Source organism: Limnohabitans sp. TS-CS-82 (genome assembly GCF_002943475.1).
This window is the reverse complement of the sequence record NZ_PTQX01000002.1, coordinates 37,272-56,695: the sequence shown is the minus strand read 5'-3', so window position 1 is coordinate 56,695 and position 19,424 is coordinate 37,272. Positions and strand designations below refer to the sequence as shown.

Genomic DNA, 19,424 nt, shown 5'->3' with positions numbered 1-19,424 from the left:
CCCATATGCTCAAGCGCGCAACAAACTTTGCCACTCAGTCTCAATTGCATCAAACACTTTCGCAGGCACGGTGTCAGCATATTTTTTGCGTCGATTGGCAGATACCTTGCCATTGTTTTGTAAACACGCCAGCACCAAGTTGGTCAAGTCATTGCCGCGCACATCAAAGCGCTCGTCTACAGCCTTGAAAATCACATCAAACTGCGCCAAAAACTCTGCCTCATCTTTTAAATCGACATTCAATGCCTGCTGCGCCATGTCTAAACCAAATGCCACACATGCTGTGGCATCCCAATACCGATAAACCGACGCATCCGACTTGAACCGAAAGTCAAACTCGTCATCTCCCAGCCATGTCACATCCCACGCTTGACGCGCTGGCCTTGAGTAGCTTTGCAAAGCCGCTAGGTACTGGCCTTCATTTCGCTTCATCGCGACCGAAACGGGCAGCAACAAACCGTTGCCCCACAGCCCTGATCTGCACAACGCATGGTGAAACAAAAACCTCGATAAACGCCCATTCCCGTCCATGAACGGGTGAATGAACACAAATGCAAACGACACCACAGCGGCACACACCAACGGGTCGATCTGCTTGGGCGCCTCGTTTGCAAATGCCAGCAAGTCATCCATCAAACTTGGCACCCACTCAGGGGGCGGTGGCACATACGTCACGCCTACAGCCCCCCGCAAAGGCCCACGCAACCAGTTTTGTTGATGTCGATACTCTGCCGCTAGGTCCAGCGGATTGGTCATGCACACATTTTGCAAAGCCACCAAATACGACTCATCCAAAGATTCAGCCTGATTCGCCTGCTTTAAGAGCGCCACAAAAGCCTCGGCCTTGGTGTGTGAGGGCAGTTCTTTTTCTATGGCAAACGAACTTTGCGTTTCATGCAAATATGCCCATGACATGGCACGCTCTGCAGCCATGGGCGCTAACTCCGCCACAAACCGATGGGCATTCCCCAAAATATCGGCCGACAGCAAAGCCTCAATGGCTGGCGTACGTTCGACCGTCACACAATATGACAAGCTTCCCAATCCATTGAAATTTACCCGCCACTTGGCATTGCGTGTGCCCTTGGTGGTGAGGTAACGGCTGGCATCGAATACATCCACCGTTGGCCCAGAAATGTCAGGTAGGCCTTGCAGCTCTGTGCCATTAAAGAATTCCCACAAGAAACACGCCACACGGATATAAAGGCCAGAAGGTGCGGCATGTATACCTGCCACCATCTCGTGTGCTGGCACCTTGGGCAGCGCTTGAGCCAGCACCTGCAAATTGACCCCTTCGTGCTTGAGCGCAAACAACACCTGGTCTAACAGGGTTTGTGTTTTGCCAGCCACCTGAGCAGGCACCAACAGCCCATTGGCCGTCGCAGTCACTCGCGTCACGGCGCCAAGCCTTGCATGCGTAGCAGGTTCAAATGCTGTCAGCTTCAAATGGGCGTGAAGATAAGCGTAACCAAGGAGGCTCATATTTTCTTTCGAAAGATAAGATTTTCTTAAAAATTCATTATCTACCGAATTTTTTCTTAAATCATCCATCAAACTCGCCCAGTCCAACTGTCAAACAACACCTTGGCCTTGCGTAACTGCCGGCGCACAAAACCCACACGCAGTTTGTGCAAGCCGCCATTCGCCTCAAGCGCTGTGCGCTGCTCAACGATGCGGTGCAGCACAGCCTCACACGTGGTGTAGCCCTTTAAATCCCAATCCCAATAAATGGGGTAATGCAGCAAGGCACCCGCCACCAATTCATCCAAGGTCAAACGGCGCTGCCTTCTCTCAAACGCAGTGGCGTTTTCTGCGTGGTCTTCGGTGAGGCCCCAGCCCGCATAAAAAGGCTGGCCATACGTCACCACCTTTTTGCCGCGCAGTAGCGCATCAAAGCCCGTCAACGATGTCATGGTGTGCACCTCGTCACAGGCAGCTATGCAACTCACCACCGACACTCCCGCCTCTACATGGTCTGCATACTCGTGTGCAGCCGCCAAGGCCACGCGCCCTTTGCGGTTTAGGCTCAACACATCGGGGTGAGGCTTATACACAATGAACGCATCAGGCCGAGCCTGGCGAACAGCACGCAGCAAATCTAAGTTGGTCCGCACTGAAGTGCAACCTAGCTTAATAGAGGCATCGTCCTCTACTTGCCCAGGCACCAGCACCACCAAACGCCCATTGCTAGGCCATTGCACAGTTTGTCGTGGCTCTAAGTTGTACTTGGTAATGCCGTGTTCAAAGATGAACGCCCTCACTTGCTGCGCTCGCTGCATGTCCTCTGTCGTGAACTCACGAGTGGCCAGTATGTGTTCTAAATCCGAAGGACGTGTGGCATCAAAGTAAATGCCACGCTCGTCTAGCACCAAAGAATGAGGACGAATGAGATCTGAGCCCAAACCTACTGAGCGAACAAAGCCGTCTTCCAAATAGAGGAGTTTTAGTTGCTTGTCTTGCGCGAACGCACAAAGCTCAGGGGACGGACTAGTCCCCCAACAAACTAAAGTTTCTCCTGGTAGAGGTGAAAGCTTTTCTAGACCACTTGGATTTGGAACAAATTGCACCAGCTCACGATGCAAGCCCAACATGGGTTTGAGGTTGGCAGCCTTCCAGCGCCGAAAACCCACACCCAGAACACGCCCTTGGCGTTGCTTGCCGTGCATGCGATTGGCCATATTTTTCTGGCGAACCAACCAATCAATCACATCCGTAATGCTGCCCCGCTGGTGCGTGACCGGGTTGAGGTAACGGGTGTAGTGGATGTAAGCTGCCGCAAACAACTCGCGCACAGATCGCTGACGCGTACGGCGCGCCCAAGCAGGTGAATCTTTACAACGATCATCAGTCACGCCCCAGCCTGCGTACCAAGGCACACCAAAGCACACCACGGCTTTGCCTGCAAGCAAAGCCTCAAAGCCCATGGTGCTGGTGACCACATACACCTTATCCATGTGGCTGAGCAGACTCATGGGGTTAACCGCATCGCGCAGCAACACGGTACGATCAGCTGGCTGCACTTGCGTCAAATAGCCGCCCTTGCGGCCTGAAAACACCTCGGGGTGCGTCTTTACAAAAATAGTTGCGTCTGGGTTTTCTGCCTTGGCAGCAGCCAACATGTCTGTGAAAGTTTGAGCCGTCGCCTCCCCCAGAGAAACGCTCATGTCGCCTAATGTCTGGTCAACCACCAAAATACGCTGCGCCAGCGTGCGATTGCGAGATCCGAAACAACCAAGCAAACAATCGCCCACATCAGCCGCATGGTTGTACTTGCTCAACCCCTTCTCCAACAACACCTGTAAAGCTTGATCCACCAGAATTTCATGGCCCGCCAACACATCTTGTGAGTTTGCCAGCATACCCTCCAACGCGCTAGGGCGGGTGCTGTCGTAGTAAGCACCTTGTTCATCTACTACAAGAGACAAGCCAGGGAACAAGTTGCCAGTACCAAAAGACCGCAAAAAACCGTCTTCCAGAAACCAACAGCGCAAGCCCATGGATTGAGCGAACTCAATCGAAGCCGTTGAAGTTGTCCTTCTTCCCCAACACGCAGTAGCGACAACATTGGTCGATTGCGATGGACGCCAAATGATCTGATGACCGATTAATGAATCAAGTGCAAAAATTCCACGCACGCCACGAGAAAAAATGGCTACTCTCTTCATCTAAAAAGCCGGCTTACATTTCTTTCCATCCGTTTAAACCACGGCTTTTTCACCAATAGGTGTCTTGGTCGTGCATCGAACAAAGCGTTGAATTTAGTGGGCGCAATGCCCTGTAGCTTGCACTCCCTGTAGAAAGCGGAAACCATTAGCGGCACAGACGAGACCGATGACGATGCGTTCAAATCAACCAGCAACTTGGTCATGCACTCGCGAAAAAGCAGTGCATTCGCTGTTCGCCCTACATAGTAGTCCTCTGTATTGTCACGATCATGAAATAAATGGGTGGCAATATTATCTTGAAGCAGGTTGTGCAAACACAGGGCACCCAATGCCCCTCGAAACCCCTCTGCAAGCAGCGGTGCGCGGTAGGGCCGATCAATCAGTAGGTCAGGAGATGGCTCCAGCAACTGCTTTCTTAGCGCAAAGCGGAGCATGAAGTCGAAATCTTCGTAGCCATGGCCTGTGTAACCCTCGTGAAACCCTCCCAACTCCAAGAAGTCTTCGCGCCTCATCGCCATGACTGAAGAGGGGAGCGCCCAATGTATGACATCGGCAGGGGAAAAATTCAGGCACTCTTGAATGATTTTGTTAAGCGGTGTTCCGGTAGCATGACGCCTTGTGCCCTGTTCTGAAAGGTAAATGCATGGTGCCATCGCCAACGAGCTTCCTTGCATTACCTGCTGGGCAAGCGATTGGAATAAGTCAATATCGGGTGCAATATCTGCATCCAAGAAAAGCAACACTTCGCCACTGGCCGCCTGTGCAGCGATGTTTCGAAGACGAGCGAGATTCGGGAGTTCGGAATCTTCTGGTTCAAATATGACCGTAACCTGCGAATGGTGTCGCATTAACTGCTTGACTGGTTCGTTGGTTGAAATGCCGCGATCTGTGCTTCCAATCACAAGGTCAAAGCCGGCCTTGCTGCTAACTTCGGCAAGGTGCGTCATCCTCTCAGTCAATCCTTTTGCGCGTCGCTTCAGGTCGAGTGGCGTGACGATGGTGACACGAAAGCTGTTCATGGACTTTCATGATCATTCGCCGACTGACCAGCTTGAGCATTTTTGCCCTTTATAAATCCGTTTGGTCCATCAGAAAACCATGTTGCTCGTAATGCTTGCGTGTCGCGGCTGGTCGTGTGTGTGCTTGTGCAATCGGGGTCCTGGTCTATCAATGAGGGGAATGAGTAAACAATACTCAGTTTCTGCCTTGCTAAGGCATGCGAATAGCGGCTATCGTCGTGATTTCCAAGGTGAGTAAGCGATTCTGCATGCTCTATTATTGGGTCAATTTGGTCTGATGGGATTGCGACAGCAATGCCGTATCTTAGGTATTTATCCTTCATGTGGCTTGCGCCATCATGAAAGGCTTTGCGTGCATTTTCATTGAACTTTGCGAAAACTGGCTTCTTCTCGTTCCCTTTTTCTCTAAAAAACATTGAGTACGCATAGTCTTTTTTGGAATTTCCAAGTTCGTCAAATAACTTATGAAGCTGGCAATAAAAATTATTAGCTACCAGTGCATCATCTTGAATTACGAAATGAAAATCAAATGCCTTGTTGTGTTGAAGCCAGCATCTTTTCGAATTCTCCCAAAGCCCCCAGCGACCGTCGTCAAGCGAGACTGCGGCGTCGCCAATCATCCTCCGAATATAGGGGATCCTGTGTGCGCGGGTCTTGTAGGCCATGATGGTTTTCGACATTCGCACACTGCACCAAGAAACCTCGTTGATCTCGAATCCGCAGCGCATCGGGAATATTTGAGTCATGAGCGACTTGTAATCGCTTATGTACTTTTCGTTATTTGAGCTTCCATCGCCATCGTTAAAGCAAAGGAACTTGTATGTATAAATATTTTTTTTATCGAGTTGATTGATGTTTTTGGGTCGAATAATGGCGCTCTTATCTTCTTTTAATATTGCACGTCCGGCTGCAATTGTACAATGATGATACAAGAATGAGGTCACGTTAATATCGTTTGGGGTCCTAATTTTATTGTTTCGCGTGCGATTTATCTCTGTGGAAATTTTTTCTTCAATTTCCTCGAGAATCGTTTTTTTAAAAGCATGCGGGGTATGCTGGTGCAGGCGTGTAGCCATATAAGGTGGATTTATCCTTTGAATAATGTTTTGTGAATTTATTGAGGCGGATAAATAATCTCGGGCAGTATCAAAGTTGTTGTTGGCCAACACCATGCCGTACGGTTCAAGACGCGCGACGCTGCGTCCGGATTCGTCGAAAAAATCATAATAATTGCAGGGCTGTGTTACGAGTACATCGTCATTGAAGTAAATAAAATGCTCGTTGAGTCCAGGAATTTTGTGCAGGCAAGCCTCTATGGCATGGGAGTTAAATGTTGGAAGCGCACTTTTATCGGGAAAAATTTCATAGTGATCAATCCACTTCACTCGGGAGTTCTCTTTAAGCCAGGTTGGGCGTGAGCAGTTGGATACAATATAAATTTTGTGTACCCATGGCATGTTCTTGGATAGTGCTCGTAAAGAGTATCTAAGCTCGTCTTTGGATGCAAATCTATCAAGGTTGATTGACATTTCCGGAAAGGTGCTGCTCCACATTTCGAGCCATTTCGGATCATCCTTATTTACCCAAGTGTAAACGACATCAACCGGCCACGGCGAACCAAAGGCCCAGTTGCCAAATTCGTTAATAATTCGCGGATAAGCTTTTTCAAATGCCTCGGGCAGTAGCTTTTTAACATATGCGCGACTTGATCTGATGACCATCAAGCCGTCGGATTCAATGTCGTAGGGAAAAAATTGGGCTGCAAAGTTGTTATCGAATTCGCCAATAAACTCAACAACAAAATCAGGTTTATTCTGTATTTTCTTGTATGTATCCTCGACTGCTGCCATGCGCCACAATGCTTCGCGAGGTGTTGTGATATTTACACCCCCCCCTAATGTGTATATTCGTACCGCAGTCTTAAGATTGTGGGCTATCCAAAAAATGTAGAGCAGAACATCCAGCAGATCGCGGGCATTAATGAGCATGGATTGGTCGGGATGCCCAGTTGTTGCCCCAGTACGCAGATTGAATTTCGTCGCAACTTGCACCCATGGGTGCACTTTTTCATCAAATTTAAATCCATTTCGATTCCAGATATTCGACTTTTCTTCAAACGGCGGATTAGCCTCGTTTTTCAGGGATCCGCTGTTACCAAGGCGCTTTGCAAAATAGTCAAAGAAGAATCGATTCGGATTTGTAAGTAATTTTTTAATTTTTCGCTTCATAGGTCTATTCAATCAAAGTCCAAAAACAACTTTTGCGCTCACCGCAATTTGATAAATCACTTGAGTCATGTCTTTCCAGAACTGACGGTCTTTCTCATCCACCTTTGGTAGCACCAACACTTGGTCACCCGCGCGAACGTTCACGCTCGACATGTAGCTGCCTGGGTTGGTTTGCTCAAAGCTGCCATCGCGCCTAGCCACTACCACTCGGCTGTTGTCTGCGCTCTGGGTGTAGCCGCCTGCTCTGTTGATGTAGTCAGATAAGCCAAGCTTCTTGTCAAAGGCCACGGCGTTTGGAAACAACACTTCGCCACTAATAAGCACCAAGCCATCTTTACGAGGTATGCGCAGCACATCGCCGTTTTCCAGCAACAGTTGGCCGCGGTCTGCCGCTTGGGCAATTTGCACTTGGCCCAAAGGCTCTATCTTCTTAGCGCGCTCTACCCATTGCAGGGTCAGGTCGGCTTCGTCTTTGCGCAGACGGGCTTCGTCGCTGCTGCCACTGCGTGCTGTTAACAAAGCAGCTTCTAGGCTACGTAGGCTGGTAGCCAGCATTTCTTTTTGGCGTTGCTTCACGCTCTGCCTAAATAGCTGAAGGCTTTCTGCCTCGGCATCGGGGCGTAGCTGAATGTCTTTCATCAGCTGCCCCAGCGGGGTGCCGTATGGCAACACATATTCTTGGGGGCTGGTGTGTTCGCCCTCTACGCGCACGGTGATGGTGCCGGGTAGCTTGTCTGCCGTGAACTCAAGCTCGTCACCATTGCCAAGACTAACATCAGCTGCCTTGGCCAAAGGGTAGTACTCGGTGTTGCGCACAGTGCCTGTGTTGCGCGTGATGCGCACATGGGTGGCTGATGCTTGAGGCTTGGCTTGTGCGGCCAGTGTTTGCACATTGGGTGTTTGGGTGGCTTGAAACTCAAACCGCTTCGCACTTTGCACCAAGCCGCCCACCATGACGGTGTGTTGACGCGGTGGCACAAACACCACATCGCCATCGCTGAGCTGAATGAGGGGCATGGTCCCATTGAGCATGAAGTCATACAAGCTAGCTGTGGCACGCACCTGCCCTGCCCGCTTGACTTGCACATCAATGAACGTGCCACGATCTGGATCGATACCACCCGCTTGGTCAAGGAAGTGCAACAGGCTGTCCATACTGGTACCGTTGTATAGGCCGGGGCGATTGACAAAGCCGCCTACAAATATGCGCACGGGCTGCGCCTCGGCCAAGCTGGCGTAGCTAAAGACGTTGGACTTGAAAGACCTGCCAATGGATGTTTCAAACAAACGCTGCAAGTCTTGATTGCGCACGCCCACCACACGCACGGGGCCTGCGTGGGGCACAAACACGTTGCCTTGAGGGTCAACCACCAACAATGCTTCAAAGTTAAACGCACCCCAAAAGCGCACCTGAATTTTGTCGCCCACGGCCACGGCGTATTCGGGGTTGAACTGGGTGGCACCCTGTCTAGCAAATGCCCCAGTGAACAGGTTGGCACCAAAGGTATCGCTTTGGGTGTTTTTTAAATAGTCAGCTTGTTGAGGTACTTGGGGGCGAATTTCTGTAGGGGCATTTACAAGTTGCGGGGGCAAGGTGGGTGCAACCATATTGGCAGCGGGTGGCTTAGTGGTAAAGCCTAATGCTTGGTTTACACCCAATGGGTCGGTGTAGTCAGCCGCTAGTGCGGATTGCGCTATGCAAACCACACTGCCCAGTAGCAGCCAGCGAAGAGATAAGAAACGATAGAACATGTTTAATCTTTATGGTCTTGCACCACAGCCCACAGCAAATGTGCGATGCCTGCCAGCAAGAAGGCGGTCATCAAGGCAACCAAGGTGTTGTAGATGCGTCGGGGCTCAAGCGGGTATTCGGGCAAGGTGGGGGCTTGGACGACGCTGATTTTTTTGATGGTGCGCGTGGCTTCTATTCGGCCACGCTCTAGGGCGGAGAGTGCCGTTTTATAAACAGCATCCGCAAATGCGGCTTGCATCTCTAAGCGCTGGTACTCTTCCACTGTTTTGTTCAGCGGTTTACCAGTGGGCGAAGCCAACTTGGCTTGCTCTTGCAGCATTTGTTTTTCGACTGCGGAAATTTGCTGGTTGAGTTGAACCACACTGGGGTGGCTGGCGACGAGGTATGACTGCAATGCACTTTTTTGAGTTTGCAGCTCGGTCAAGCTGGCTTGCAGCTTGGCCAAAATGGCAACGGTGCTTTCTGCCGTGGCCATGGGTGATGCGAGGCCTTTTTTGTTTTGGTAATCAAGCAGGGTTTGTCTAGCGCTTAACAAACGGTCGTGCATTTGCACCACTTGTTTTTCTAAGAAATCAACCTGCGTTTGTGCCAAGCTGTTGGCAACGTTGTTCATGAACGCTTCGCCTTCGAGCACAAGTTTTTCTGAAATCGCTTTGGACATCTCGGGCGTGTAGGCTTGGGCATTGACCACCAATACGCCGTCATAGTCGTTCAGCTCTACCGACACGCGGCTGAGGTAGTAGCGGTGCAACCACTCAATGGGCGCATTGGCAAACAAAAATTTAGAGAACGGGTCTCGACGCCAGTTGCTGAAATGGCTTCTCAGGTCGAGCTCTTTATCAAGCTTTTGCAGCAAGCCCACAGATAGCAGGTAGTCGCGCATCATGAGCTGGTCGGCACGGTTTGCACCAGACACACCGCCAATCAAACTGGCTAGGTCACCCGCTGTAGCACCCGTTGACAAATCGGTGCGCTGAATGACGATGTGCGCTGTAGATACATAGCGATCAGAAGCCAGCACCGACCAATAGACAGCCATAGCAACAAAAAACGCAAAGGCTGCGGCCCAAATGGGCTGAGCCATAGCGAGTTGCTTGACTCGCAACTGGTCTGCGGCCCAGTCTCGTTTTTTCAATGCCTGCACAAATTCCTTGGGCTTCATTGCGGCAGGCTTTCTTTGTAAGCAACCAAGGCATCGTCAATGTTTTCAAACCAGTGTGCTTGGCCTTTATTCAGCCAAATGCCAGACTGGCAAAACTGCTTCAGCGTGCCCTCGCCGTGCGACACCATGATGAGCCCGGCTTTGTTAGCCAAGCCCTTGAATGCAGCTGCTGCCTTCTTGGTAAAAGCTGCATCGCCAGCTGCTGTGACTTCGTCTGAAATATAGACATCGAACTCAATGGCAAGAGACAACGCAAATTGCAAACGCGACTTCATGCCTGATGAATAGGTTTTGACAGGTTCGTCAAACGACTCACCCAACTGCGCAAAGTCTTGGATGTATTGCAAGCGGTCTTGCAAGTCGGCATGCGATGTGTGGCCGTGGATGCGACAAACAAACTTAGCGTTTTGCCGACCAGAGAGTGAGCCCTGCAAACCACCGCCATAGCCCATGGGCCAAGAGACACGGCATGTTCGTTGAACACTGCCTTTGTTGGGCTGATCAACCCCACCCATGATTCGAAGCAAGGTAGATTTGCCAGCACCGTTGCCTCCCACCAAGCCTACGTTGACGTTGCGAGGAATAGTGAGGTTGACGCCTTTCAACACCCAAGGCCCTAGGCCATGGTCTGTTTGGTAGCGTTTGTGCACGTCTGTCACCACGATCATGCAGTCACCAACCTAACAGAAAACCTGCGCATGAGTAGCAAGCCCATGAAGAAAAGCAGCATCGCAAACGCAAACAGATACGAAACACTCAGGCTTGGTACCGGGTGGTAGGTGGCCGAAAAACCAGCGCGTGCAGCCTCGACTCCTTGCGCCACTGGGTTGTAAAGCAGCCAATCGCGGTAAGGCAACGGAATGCTTGCCAAGGGAACCATGACACCCGAGATGATGTACATGGGCTTCATGACAAAGTTCAACACAATTTCCAGCTCAGGCACGAGGTCATGCAAAACGGCACGCACCAAGCCCCAACCTAGTGCCAAAAGCCACAAGCCAAAGATGGCGAGAAACAATTCAAACGGGTCATGCGGCAACACATCATGCCCAAGCATGGCGGCTGCACTAAAAATAACGATGGCAACCACACTCAACAGCAGCGCCTCTAAGAAGGCACGGACAAACATGGTGTCAATCGGCTGCACTTGGCGATACGAAAACAGCGATTTATTGGCGTTGATGGCATTGGCCGTTTGACCACTTGCACGCTCAAAGGTGAAATAGGCCAACAAGCCCACCACAATCCAAAGCCCCGTATCAAACCCGCTGACGGAGTGAACGCGAATGACCGTAAAAATAATCACCAAATACGCAATGTGAAAAATGGGCTCCAACAACAACCAAGCCCAAGCACCGCGACTAGAGAACAAACGCGCCAATGCTTCGCGCAAAAACAATGCACTCCACACAGACCACATGACTTGCCAAGGAGAACGGGTAGCCAAGCTGTTACCGCCAATCAATCGGGATGTTGCGCGTGGCATAGCCACACACAGGGACTTGTGTCAGGTTTTTGAGCTGCAACACAAAGTCTTCTGAAAGCTCTGTCTTAGCGGGTATGGACTTGATCCAAAACTCGTCCAGCTCCCCCTCAAACACTAAGCCTGGCCGTTGATAAATGGCAGCCCCCATGACCTTAAGGGGTACTTGCGATTTCAAAGCGCGCACCCCTACCGTGCTGTTGATGGTGATCACGCCAGCCGAATGCTTGACCAATACAGGTGTGTCGCCCTCGACCAAATACACGATGCGCGAATCAACCCCATATGACTTGGCGATTTGACGAATGAATGATCTATAACCGCCCATGCCACGACCGTGGGGATGTTCACGAAAAACAAGCATCGCCGGCTTGGGCGCATGAAGGGAAAAGGAACGAATCAGCTCGGCTAAGAACTCTTCAACCGAGCTATAGCCAGAGAACAATTTCAACTGGGCGTCGCCTTCAAACTGCAAGGGCACAAAATAAAAATAAGCCTTGCTGTCTAGCAACTGCTTTTGCTTGCGCATATCAAGCTTGAAATGGCTCCATTTTCTGAACCACGAATACATCCAATAACCGAAGTAATAAGCAGGCGAACGGTGGCGATGATGCTCGTAGGTAGGAAATTGCCAATGCCCCAACAACATATGCGCGTAATGCTTAGCAGCAAAGTATGTTGAGTTTAGAAATGGATGTTTGTCTGTCGCGCTGGTGATGTGTTCTGGCACGCCATCCCAGCTAAAACGATCGAGCGTGGAGGAATTGCCATTCACGCCGTCTAGCTCCATCGTCACAAAGCCAGGCCTGAAATAGCCCTCTTCCAAAACGACGACTTGAATACCGAGTCTGCTTGCTACCTGAAGCGCTTGTTGGTGGTACGCACGCGACTGGCCAAACAACACCACCGAATCGGCTTTAAGCTGTACGCATTGCGAGGCAAAAAAGGCTCCCCATTCATTCAACAGGCCTGCAAACTTGATGGGCTTAATGACTTGACAGTCATGCAGGTCTCCGCCAGAAAAGACGATGCGGTGTACTTGCTTGTTTTTTGCAGTCAACCATTGAGTCAGTCGGTCAAAAAATGGCCCAACAGGCCCTTGCAACAAAAGCACAGTTTGCGAAGCCTTCAACACAGCCAGTGCTGGGTTCTCGCTCACCTTTTGCTTTGAAATCAAATCTCTCTTCACCACTTGTTCTACTTTTTAGCGCCTGCGACTCTTAACTAAGTCTGAGTTTTTGATTGAGTTCAAAAGCCCAACAAAGGAGTCAATCTGTTCCGGCGTGATCTGCTCAATAGAGCTAATGTCTAAGTACTGCAGTCGGGATGCCTCTACTTTGTTTTTCTCGTGCTGCAACTCATCGACAAATACCTTTGTCATATCTAAGCCGAGCCACCTGATGAGATGCAACAGGTGATCTAAATCTGGAAATGAATCCCCCTTAAACCACTTCCGTACAGTCTCCCTGCTCACCTTGAGACCGTATTTGGATGACAGATACAGGTCGCGTGCGAACTGTTCATTCGACGGAACCGTTTGGTAATGGCTACCGCAGCACCGCCTTAACTCTTCCGAGAAGCGATGTTTGACGAGCTCAGGTGTACTTGTCATATCTGTATGTATTTTTGTTTTTAAATTGGCAACTATTAGTTGCTTCGGTTACGTTTTCGCAACTTTGAATTGCCAAAATCTGTAAAAATGAGAAAGATAGAAATTAATGAGAAAAAGCAGAAAAACTTAAGCCCAGGCAATCCAAAAATACTATATAAAACAATAATTTATAAATTATTAGCATGCATGATTCGGATTTAAAGGACCTACTTTTCTCGTTCAAATAACTGCGCAAGGAGCAATTTTCATTTGTCAATTTCATAAAGTAAATATAACTTCAGTTCCATAGATTAGCAACTATAGTTATTTTTTTGATTTGCTTTTGACGTAAATTAGTTGCTATCAAAAGCACCTATGAACCAAGATCAAAACTCGTTTGCAAAACGGCTACAAAGTCAGCTTCTACTGAGGGGGAAGCCTATTAGCCCAACCCTGCTTGCACGAGAGTTCAACTTACGCTGGAGAGGGTCGCCAGTTAGTACAAATGCAGCAAGAAAATGGTTATATGGCCCCACTCTGCCAAAAATGGAGAAGATTCAAGTCCTTGCAAAAATCCTCGGAACATCCGCTGAATGGCTACGATGGGGACAGGAAACTGTCCATCAAGCCATGCCTACAAACGTGACTCTCACGGACAAGCAATTGGCGGAGTCTGTTTTGCATGATTGGTCGCTGCTGACACACGCTAATAAACAGCTAATTTCGGCGATATTAGATTTACTGCTCAAACAGCAAAGCCTGCAAAAAAGCTTAGCTTAAGAGCGCCGTATTAAACAATCTGAATCGGCACGCTGAGCTGGTAGCCAACATTTCGGATGGACTCAATCACGTTACTGGGTGCGCCCGCTTCCACCATTTTTTTGCGTAAGCGAACAATACGTACTTCTAGGCTAGCTTTGTTCAGACCATCCATCTCAAGCCCCAAGATGTGCGCCAATTGCCATGTTTCTAAACGGCTGGAAGGGGCACGGGCAAAAGCCATCAACATGTCAGCCTCGGCGGACGACAAGCGCACCGAGCCAGTAGCGCCCGTAAGTGTGAACTTACTCAGCGTCAAGGCGCCCTCTGGTGAAGCCTGACGACGCCGCACAAACCCTTGCAAGGCAGCGCACAGCTCCTCAAAGTCAACAGGCTTGGTCATGTACAAGTCGGCGCCACTTTCGTAGCCCTGCACTTTTTCTTTGGATTGCGAACGTGCGGTCAACATGACGATGCCCACCAAGGGATAGGCTTGGCGAATGCGTTTGGCCAAGCTGATGCCATCTTCACCTGGCAAGTTCAAGTCCAAGATGAAGACATCCACTGAACTACCTTTGACGGCATCTTCTAGCTCTTCGGCACAAGACAGGCCCAAGACATGGTGGCCTTTGTTGGCCAAGGCCATGCACGTCAGTTCGCGTAAATCTTGGTGGTCTTCAACGACCACGATGCTCAAATGGGTAGCCACAACACAAACCTCACACGTTTTTCATCGGGCGCATAACGGCAGTACGCACCAATTCGATTGGCCAAGCTTGATACCAAAAACAAACCCAAGCCGGTACCCGATTGGCTTTGCGCACCTGTGCTGCGATAGTATTTTTGAAACACTTTGCTAGGCTCTGGCCATGCGGCCAAGCCTGGACGATTAGAAAAAGTCACCGCAACACCTGGCGCACCATCAGGCCCATCAGATTGCACAACCTGAATATCAACAGGCGTTCGACCATCGCTGTATCGCAAAGCGTTGTCTAACAAATTACCCAGAATGATGCGCAAATACTGGCGGTCTGTCAGCACCTCTGGAACCTCTGGCATTTGTAACGACAACCGCTCAGCTTGAATGTTTTGACTGAAGATCAGCTCATTCACCAAGCGCACCACATCCACACGCTCGACCTTGGCTTCTAGAGCGCCTTCTTCGATTTGATCTGCGTCAATGCATCGCTCCAGAATGGCTTTCATGTCGACGACAGCTCGGCTGGCATAGGCGGCGGATTTTTCGGGGTCGGTGTGCGTGTGCAGCGCCATGTCAATCACGGCCAAGGGGGTTTTCAACTCATGCATCAGCATGTGCAAGAAATGCGTTTGCTCATCACGGCGCTGTCGCTCAAACGCCACTTGTTGCTGCGACAAATACAAAGCATTGGAAACCTCACGCCGACTAAGCTCAAAACGGCGCACCCTCACCTGTAACAAGATGGTCATCAACAAGCCAGAAAAGAAACCATTCAGCACCAAGTTATGCAGGCTGTACTCTGTGGCCACATCAAAACCCAAGCTAGGCCAAACAGCCACCCACAGCGCAAAGGTGAGACTGAGGTAATACACCGTCACGGTACTTCGATTGAAACGAAACGGAACACCAGCGGTCTGCTTGTTTGGTGGATTTCTTAAAAAAACCAAGACCGCTATCAGTAAAAAAGCGGACCCAACACCAATCACCACCATGTTGAATTGAAGCGCCAGACGCGTATAGCCAGAGAACAACAAAGCCATCGCAACGAAGGCCGAAACATAAAAAGATCGCACAACGCGCATCAGCCATGCAGGTAGTTCGTAATCTCGCAAAAAGTGCGTTTCATACCAAAACGCCAACCCTGTCGCAGCGATCACCACGATATTGAAAAGCAAATTGATACCCGTGGGTGACACCGACTCTCCGAAAAACACGCGGAAATAACCAAAGTACCCCACGGTGTAAAGAATGGAAGCAAGTTGCTTGATCACGAACGCACGGTTCACATGGTCGCGGTCATTGAGCCAGCTGACAAAAACCCAAGCCAAGAACATCACGATCAACCCTGTGCTGACGGAATAGATCAATTCCTGCGTATGGTCCAAGCGCGAGGCGTCAAGCTGGGTCAGCACCTCCACATGAATCATCAGGGTACTGGTGCTGCTGACACGCAAATACACATCGCGCGCTTGTGGCAAAGATGCGATCAAAAATCCGTGGTTCAACGACTGGTATTCGCTCTCGGCCCAAGCCGTCATATCCCCGGCATTGACGGGGCCAGTTCGCGTTGTGTCTGCAGGATCAAACAACACAACTTGGTCAAGAAACGAAGGCCGCACACGGAGTACAAGTTTTTCACTTGCTTGCACTGCTGCGACCGGTTCAACCCTCAGCCGCAGCCAAAAAACTGAATCGCTGTAGCCCTTGGCCAAGATGCCGTCATATGAGGTGTATGACTGCGTTTGCGCATCATCAAAGCTGGACTGACCTTGCGCGTCTTCCCAATAGCTGCGCGCGGAGACCAAATCTTTGGCAGCCACATGGGTAGGCAACACGAGCGATAAGAGGCAAAAAGCGCTCAACAAGGTCGCACCAGCGCGTAATATCTTTGAAATCAGTGAATACATATAGGTCTCTGACTTGATGCTAACGCCTTGAATGCATAAAGCCTACAATTACCTACATTCTATTTTTGATAATTGACATGCATCGCATTACGGTGACCCTTTTGTTAACGAATTTCAACCGCATAGTGGCCGCATGCATGTGTGTGGTTTGCACTAGCAGTTTGGCCCAAACATCATTCGTTACAACCTGCCAAGCATTGGTCACTGTGGTGGATGCGCAAGCCAGTCAAAAAATAAGGATTGAGACCTTTCAATTGAATATTCAGCGAACTGAAAACGACGACCTGATCGTGCGCATGCAAGGCGAAACTCACATTGAATTCTTCTATGCGACACAACCCTCTGTGTTGAGCGAGCAAAAAATTCGCCGCATGAGCGCGGACATCACCAATCAGCAATGGCGTTTTCAATACCAACACGTCATGCCGCAAAAGATCGAGCGGGTTCAGCTCTCACTCAACCCCATCACAGGTGCCGTGCAATACAGCCAAGTGAACAACCAGCAACAAACCGTGCACGCCCATGGTTTGTGTGAACTACCGCTACAAGGCAAAGAGGCATTCATCGAGGCTCACTCACGGATCACCTCCCCTTGAGTTGGCCGTGCAGGAGCACGCGGCAAGCCTTGTTTGTCGATCTTCACGGTGTGTGCCTGCCAATGCCTCACCCCCTGCCGATCTAACGTGAGACGCACCACCCAACCTAGATTGTTGACTTTGTCGGGGAAGCCTTCAAACACGAAGTTGCCCAAGCTGTAGAAAATTGGTTTACCCTTGTAGATGTCTGTGTCTTGTAACTGGTGCGGATGCCCACCGATCACCGCATCAGCACCCGCGTCAATCATCAGCCTCGCCAACGCACGTTGGCGTGCATTGGCAATCGACTCTTCCCAGCCCCAGTGCATGACGGGGATGACCACATCGGCCTTCCACACGCGACGTGCGTCTGTGATGTCACGCACCACTTGCTCGTCCTCACTCCACGCCACGCCCGGGCGGTCATGGTCGGCCTCAAAGTTACGTGGCTGAAACTCGTCGTAGCCAAGCACGGCGATACGCACACCTTCTCGATCAAAAATGAGTGGTGTGTGCGCCTCTTTCAAATTGTGGCCACCGCCGTAATAACCCAAGCCTGATTTTTTGAGCAAGCCCAACATCTGCGCAAACGCTTCGGGGCCATAGTCACCCGAATGGTTGTTGGCCAAACCCACCGCATCGAAGTGGCGTTGCACATATTTCAAGCCACGCGGATGCACACGAAACACGTTGGGTTTTTCGGGTTCAACAGAGCCCACGGTGGCCACCACGCACTCTAAATTGCCAAGACGTACATCTGCACCTTTGAACAAGTGCGCCACGCCAGCGAACGGGTCGCGTCCTCGGCGAATGGCACGGTCTGGGCCGCCTTCGAGCATGATGTCACCGGCAAACACCACCGACACCACAGGCTCAGGTGTTTGTGCTGTTGCAGCGCTCATGCACAGCACCGTGCTCATACCGAGTGCTACGGTTTTCAAAATGAGAGGTTGCAAAAACTTCATGGCGCCACCGCATGCAAAGCACAGCCGTACTGCAACTCTTTGCCTAAAAAGGGGGAATACAAGGCCACACGACCGGTCAATGCATCAGGCGTAGGCTGGCGTTGCGCGACTGGTGCCACAAACTTCAGGTGTTGCAACACCATGGGTTGGCGGTCGGTTTGGTAGGACACATACAAGTTGACCAAGTCCACGCGGGTGTCGTTGCCCAACACCACTGCCTTGAAACGAAACCGGTCTGCCAAATTGATGCTCTGCACGATATATGGGTCAGACACCGGCGCGAAGCTGTGTTCAAAGCGCTCAGCATTGACCTCAAAGTGGCAACGCAACTCAGGCGCGGCTTGCACCGCAGTTGGCAACACCGCGGGTAACAACATGGCCAGCAGCCACCAACGAAAACGCATGCCCATCTCCAGACTCTTGATGCTGCACAGCCTACTAGACTGGCAAATCGGCCTTTCTATGGGTTTGCCCTTGTAGCTGGCAAAATCAAAGGCTATTCACGAAAGCCTTGCCATGAGTTCTTCCCTCCCCTCCGCCATCCCTCGCTTGACCAGCCTCTCTCACGGTGGTGGCTGCGGCTGCAAGATTGCGCCGGGCGTGTTGAGCGAGATTCTCAAAAGCACCAGTGCCATGCCCATCCCACCCCAGTTGTTGGTGGGCATCGAGACCGCAGACGATGCCGCTGTGTATCAGCTCAACGACGAGCAAGCCTTGATTGCCACCACGGACTTCTTCATGCCCATCGTGGATGACCCGTTTGACTTTGGCCGCATCGCCGCCACCAACGCCATCAGCGATGTGTATGCCATGGGTGGCACGCCCATCATGGCTTTGGCTTTGGTGGGCATGCCCATCAACGTGCTGCCCCCAGAGACGATTGGAAAAATTTTGGATGGTGGCCAAAGCGTGTGCCGTGAAGCGGGCATTCCCATCGCAGGTGGCCACACGATTGACTCGGTCGAGCCGATTTACGGCTTGGTGGTGTTGGGCCTCGTGCACCCCAAACGCATCAAACGTAATGCTGATGCACGCGTGGGCGACCGTTTGATTTTGGGCAAACCTCTGGGCGTGGGCGTGCTGTCGGCTGCTTTGAAAAAAAACGCACTCAGCCCCGAAGGCTATACCCAAATGATTGCCAACACCACAAAGCTCAACACACCGGGCGCGGCTCTGTCAGCCTTGGCGGGCGTGCACGCCATGACCGATGTGACAGGCTTTGGCTTAGCGGGTCATGCGTTAGAAATGGCACGTGGCAGCCACCACACGGTGCAACTGAATATGAGCCAAGTGCCTTTGTTGCACGGTGTGCGCGAACTGGCCGAGCAAGGCATGCTCACCGGTGCCTCGGGGCGCAACTGGGAGGCCTACGGCGGTGAGATCTCGCTTTCAACTGAATGCAACGCGATTGACCAAGCCTTGTTGAGCGACCCTCAAACCAGCGGCGGATTGCTGGTGGCTTGCGCCCCCGAATCGGTCGCTGAAGTGCTGGCGGTGTTCCAGCAACACGGCTTTGGTGATGCGTGCGAAGTGGGTGAAATCACGGCGGCGTTGGCCAACGGCATCAAGCTGCAAATTCGTTAAGCACCCAGCTTGGCCTCATCAATTTAAACGGCT

At 50.9% G+C, this 19,424-nt stretch carries 16 protein-coding genes; 3 read left to right on the top strand and 13 right to left on the bottom strand.

What is annotated here, in order from left to right:
- Window positions 1-9: 9 nt before the first annotated feature.
- The 9 genes from C5F52_RS04805 to C5F52_RS04765 form a co-directional block, all read right to left on the bottom strand.
- Window positions 10-1,482, bottom strand: a complete 1,473-nt coding sequence (locus C5F52_RS04805; RefSeq protein ID WP_104797219.1) for a Fic family protein — start codon at window positions 1,480-1,482, stop codon at window positions 10-12.
- Between the two features lie 68 nt (window positions 1,483-1,550).
- Window positions 1,551-3,665 (bottom strand): capsular polysaccharide biosynthesis protein, encoded by a 2,115-nt coding sequence (locus C5F52_RS04800; RefSeq protein ID WP_104797218.1) that lies wholly within the window; start codon window positions 3,663-3,665, stop codon window positions 1,551-1,553.
- A complete protein-coding gene (locus C5F52_RS04795; protein ID WP_104797217.1) occupies window positions 3,662-4,684 on the bottom strand; it encodes a galactosyltransferase-related protein in 1,023 nt (340 codons plus the stop codon). The genes C5F52_RS04800 and C5F52_RS04795 overlap by 4 nt, the downstream gene beginning before the upstream one ends.
- Window positions 4,681-6,912, bottom strand: a complete 2,232-nt coding sequence (locus tag C5F52_RS04790) for a stealth conserved region 3 domain-containing protein (RefSeq protein ID WP_104797216.1) — start codon at window positions 6,910-6,912, stop codon at window positions 4,681-4,683. Before C5F52_RS04790 ends, C5F52_RS04795 begins: the two co-directional genes overlap by 4 nt.
- Window positions 6,913-6,924: 12 nt before the next feature.
- Window positions 6,925-8,664, bottom strand: coding sequence for a polysaccharide biosynthesis/export family protein (locus tag C5F52_RS04785; protein WP_104797215.1), 1,740 nt, complete (start codon window positions 8,662-8,664; stop codon window positions 6,925-6,927).
- Between the two features lie 2 nt (window positions 8,665-8,666).
- Complete coding sequence (locus tag C5F52_RS04780) at window positions 8,667-9,749, bottom strand: chain-length determining protein (protein WP_236657735.1); 1,083 nt, start codon at window positions 9,747-9,749, stop codon at window positions 8,667-8,669.
- 74 nt (window positions 9,750-9,823) lie between these two features.
- Window positions 9,824-10,495, bottom strand: a complete 672-nt coding sequence (locus tag C5F52_RS04775) for an ABC transporter ATP-binding protein (protein WP_104797213.1) — start codon at window positions 10,493-10,495, stop codon at window positions 9,824-9,826.
- Window positions 10,492-11,274: an ABC transporter permease gene (locus C5F52_RS04770; RefSeq protein WP_236657734.1), complete on the bottom strand. Its 783-nt coding sequence runs from the start codon at window positions 11,272-11,274 to the stop codon at window positions 10,492-10,494. The genes C5F52_RS04775 and C5F52_RS04770 overlap by 4 nt, the downstream gene beginning before the upstream one ends.
- 4 nt (window positions 11,275-11,278) lie before the next feature.
- Window positions 11,279-12,424, bottom strand: a complete 1,146-nt coding sequence (locus C5F52_RS04765) for a capsular biosynthesis protein (RefSeq protein WP_161499647.1) — start codon at window positions 12,422-12,424, stop codon at window positions 11,279-11,281.
- Window positions 12,425-13,276: 852 nt separating this feature from the next.
- Here C5F52_RS04765 and C5F52_RS04755 point away from each other — a divergent pair.
- Window positions 13,277-13,681: a hypothetical protein gene (locus C5F52_RS04755; RefSeq protein ID WP_104797209.1), complete on the top strand. Its 405-nt coding sequence runs from the start codon at window positions 13,277-13,279 to the stop codon at window positions 13,679-13,681.
- A 10-nt stretch (window positions 13,682-13,691) separates the two neighbouring features.
- Here the strand turns inward: C5F52_RS04755 and C5F52_RS04750 are convergent, their stop codons facing one another.
- Window positions 13,692-14,369: a response regulator transcription factor gene (locus C5F52_RS04750; protein ID WP_104797208.1), complete on the bottom strand. Its 678-nt coding sequence runs from the start codon at window positions 14,367-14,369 to the stop codon at window positions 13,692-13,694.
- The gene (locus tag C5F52_RS04745; RefSeq protein WP_104797207.1) at window positions 14,354-16,267 is read right to left on the bottom strand and encodes a 7TM-DISM domain-containing protein; all 1,914 of its coding nucleotides are present in this window, start codon (window positions 16,265-16,267) and stop codon (window positions 14,354-14,356) included. Before C5F52_RS04745 ends, C5F52_RS04750 begins: the two co-directional genes overlap by 16 nt.
- Before the next feature lie 254 nt (window positions 16,268-16,521).
- Between C5F52_RS04745 and C5F52_RS04740 the strand changes: the two genes are divergently transcribed.
- Window positions 16,522-16,863 carry a hypothetical protein gene (locus C5F52_RS04740; RefSeq protein ID WP_146100032.1) on the top strand — a complete coding sequence of 114 codons (342 nt, stop codon included), beginning with the start codon at window positions 16,522-16,524 and terminating at the stop codon, window positions 16,861-16,863.
- Here C5F52_RS04740 and C5F52_RS04735 read toward each other — a convergent pair.
- Complete coding sequence (locus C5F52_RS04735; RefSeq protein WP_236657733.1) at window positions 16,839-17,807, bottom strand: CapA family protein; 969 nt, start codon at window positions 17,805-17,807, stop codon at window positions 16,839-16,841. The genes C5F52_RS04740 and C5F52_RS04735 overlap by 25 nt on opposite strands.
- Window positions 17,804-18,211, bottom strand: coding sequence for a hypothetical protein (locus tag C5F52_RS04730; protein ID WP_146100031.1), 408 nt, complete (start codon window positions 18,209-18,211; stop codon window positions 17,804-17,806). The genes C5F52_RS04735 and C5F52_RS04730 overlap by 4 nt, the downstream gene beginning before the upstream one ends.
- A gap of 112 nt (window positions 18,212-18,323) precedes the next feature.
- Here C5F52_RS04730 and selD point away from each other — a divergent pair, with 112 nt between their 5' ends.
- Window positions 18,324-19,391: a selenide, water dikinase SelD gene (gene selD / locus C5F52_RS04725; protein ID WP_104797204.1), complete on the top strand. Its 1,068-nt coding sequence runs from the start codon at window positions 18,324-18,326 to the stop codon at window positions 19,389-19,391.
- Window positions 19,392-19,424: the final 33 nt, after the last annotated feature.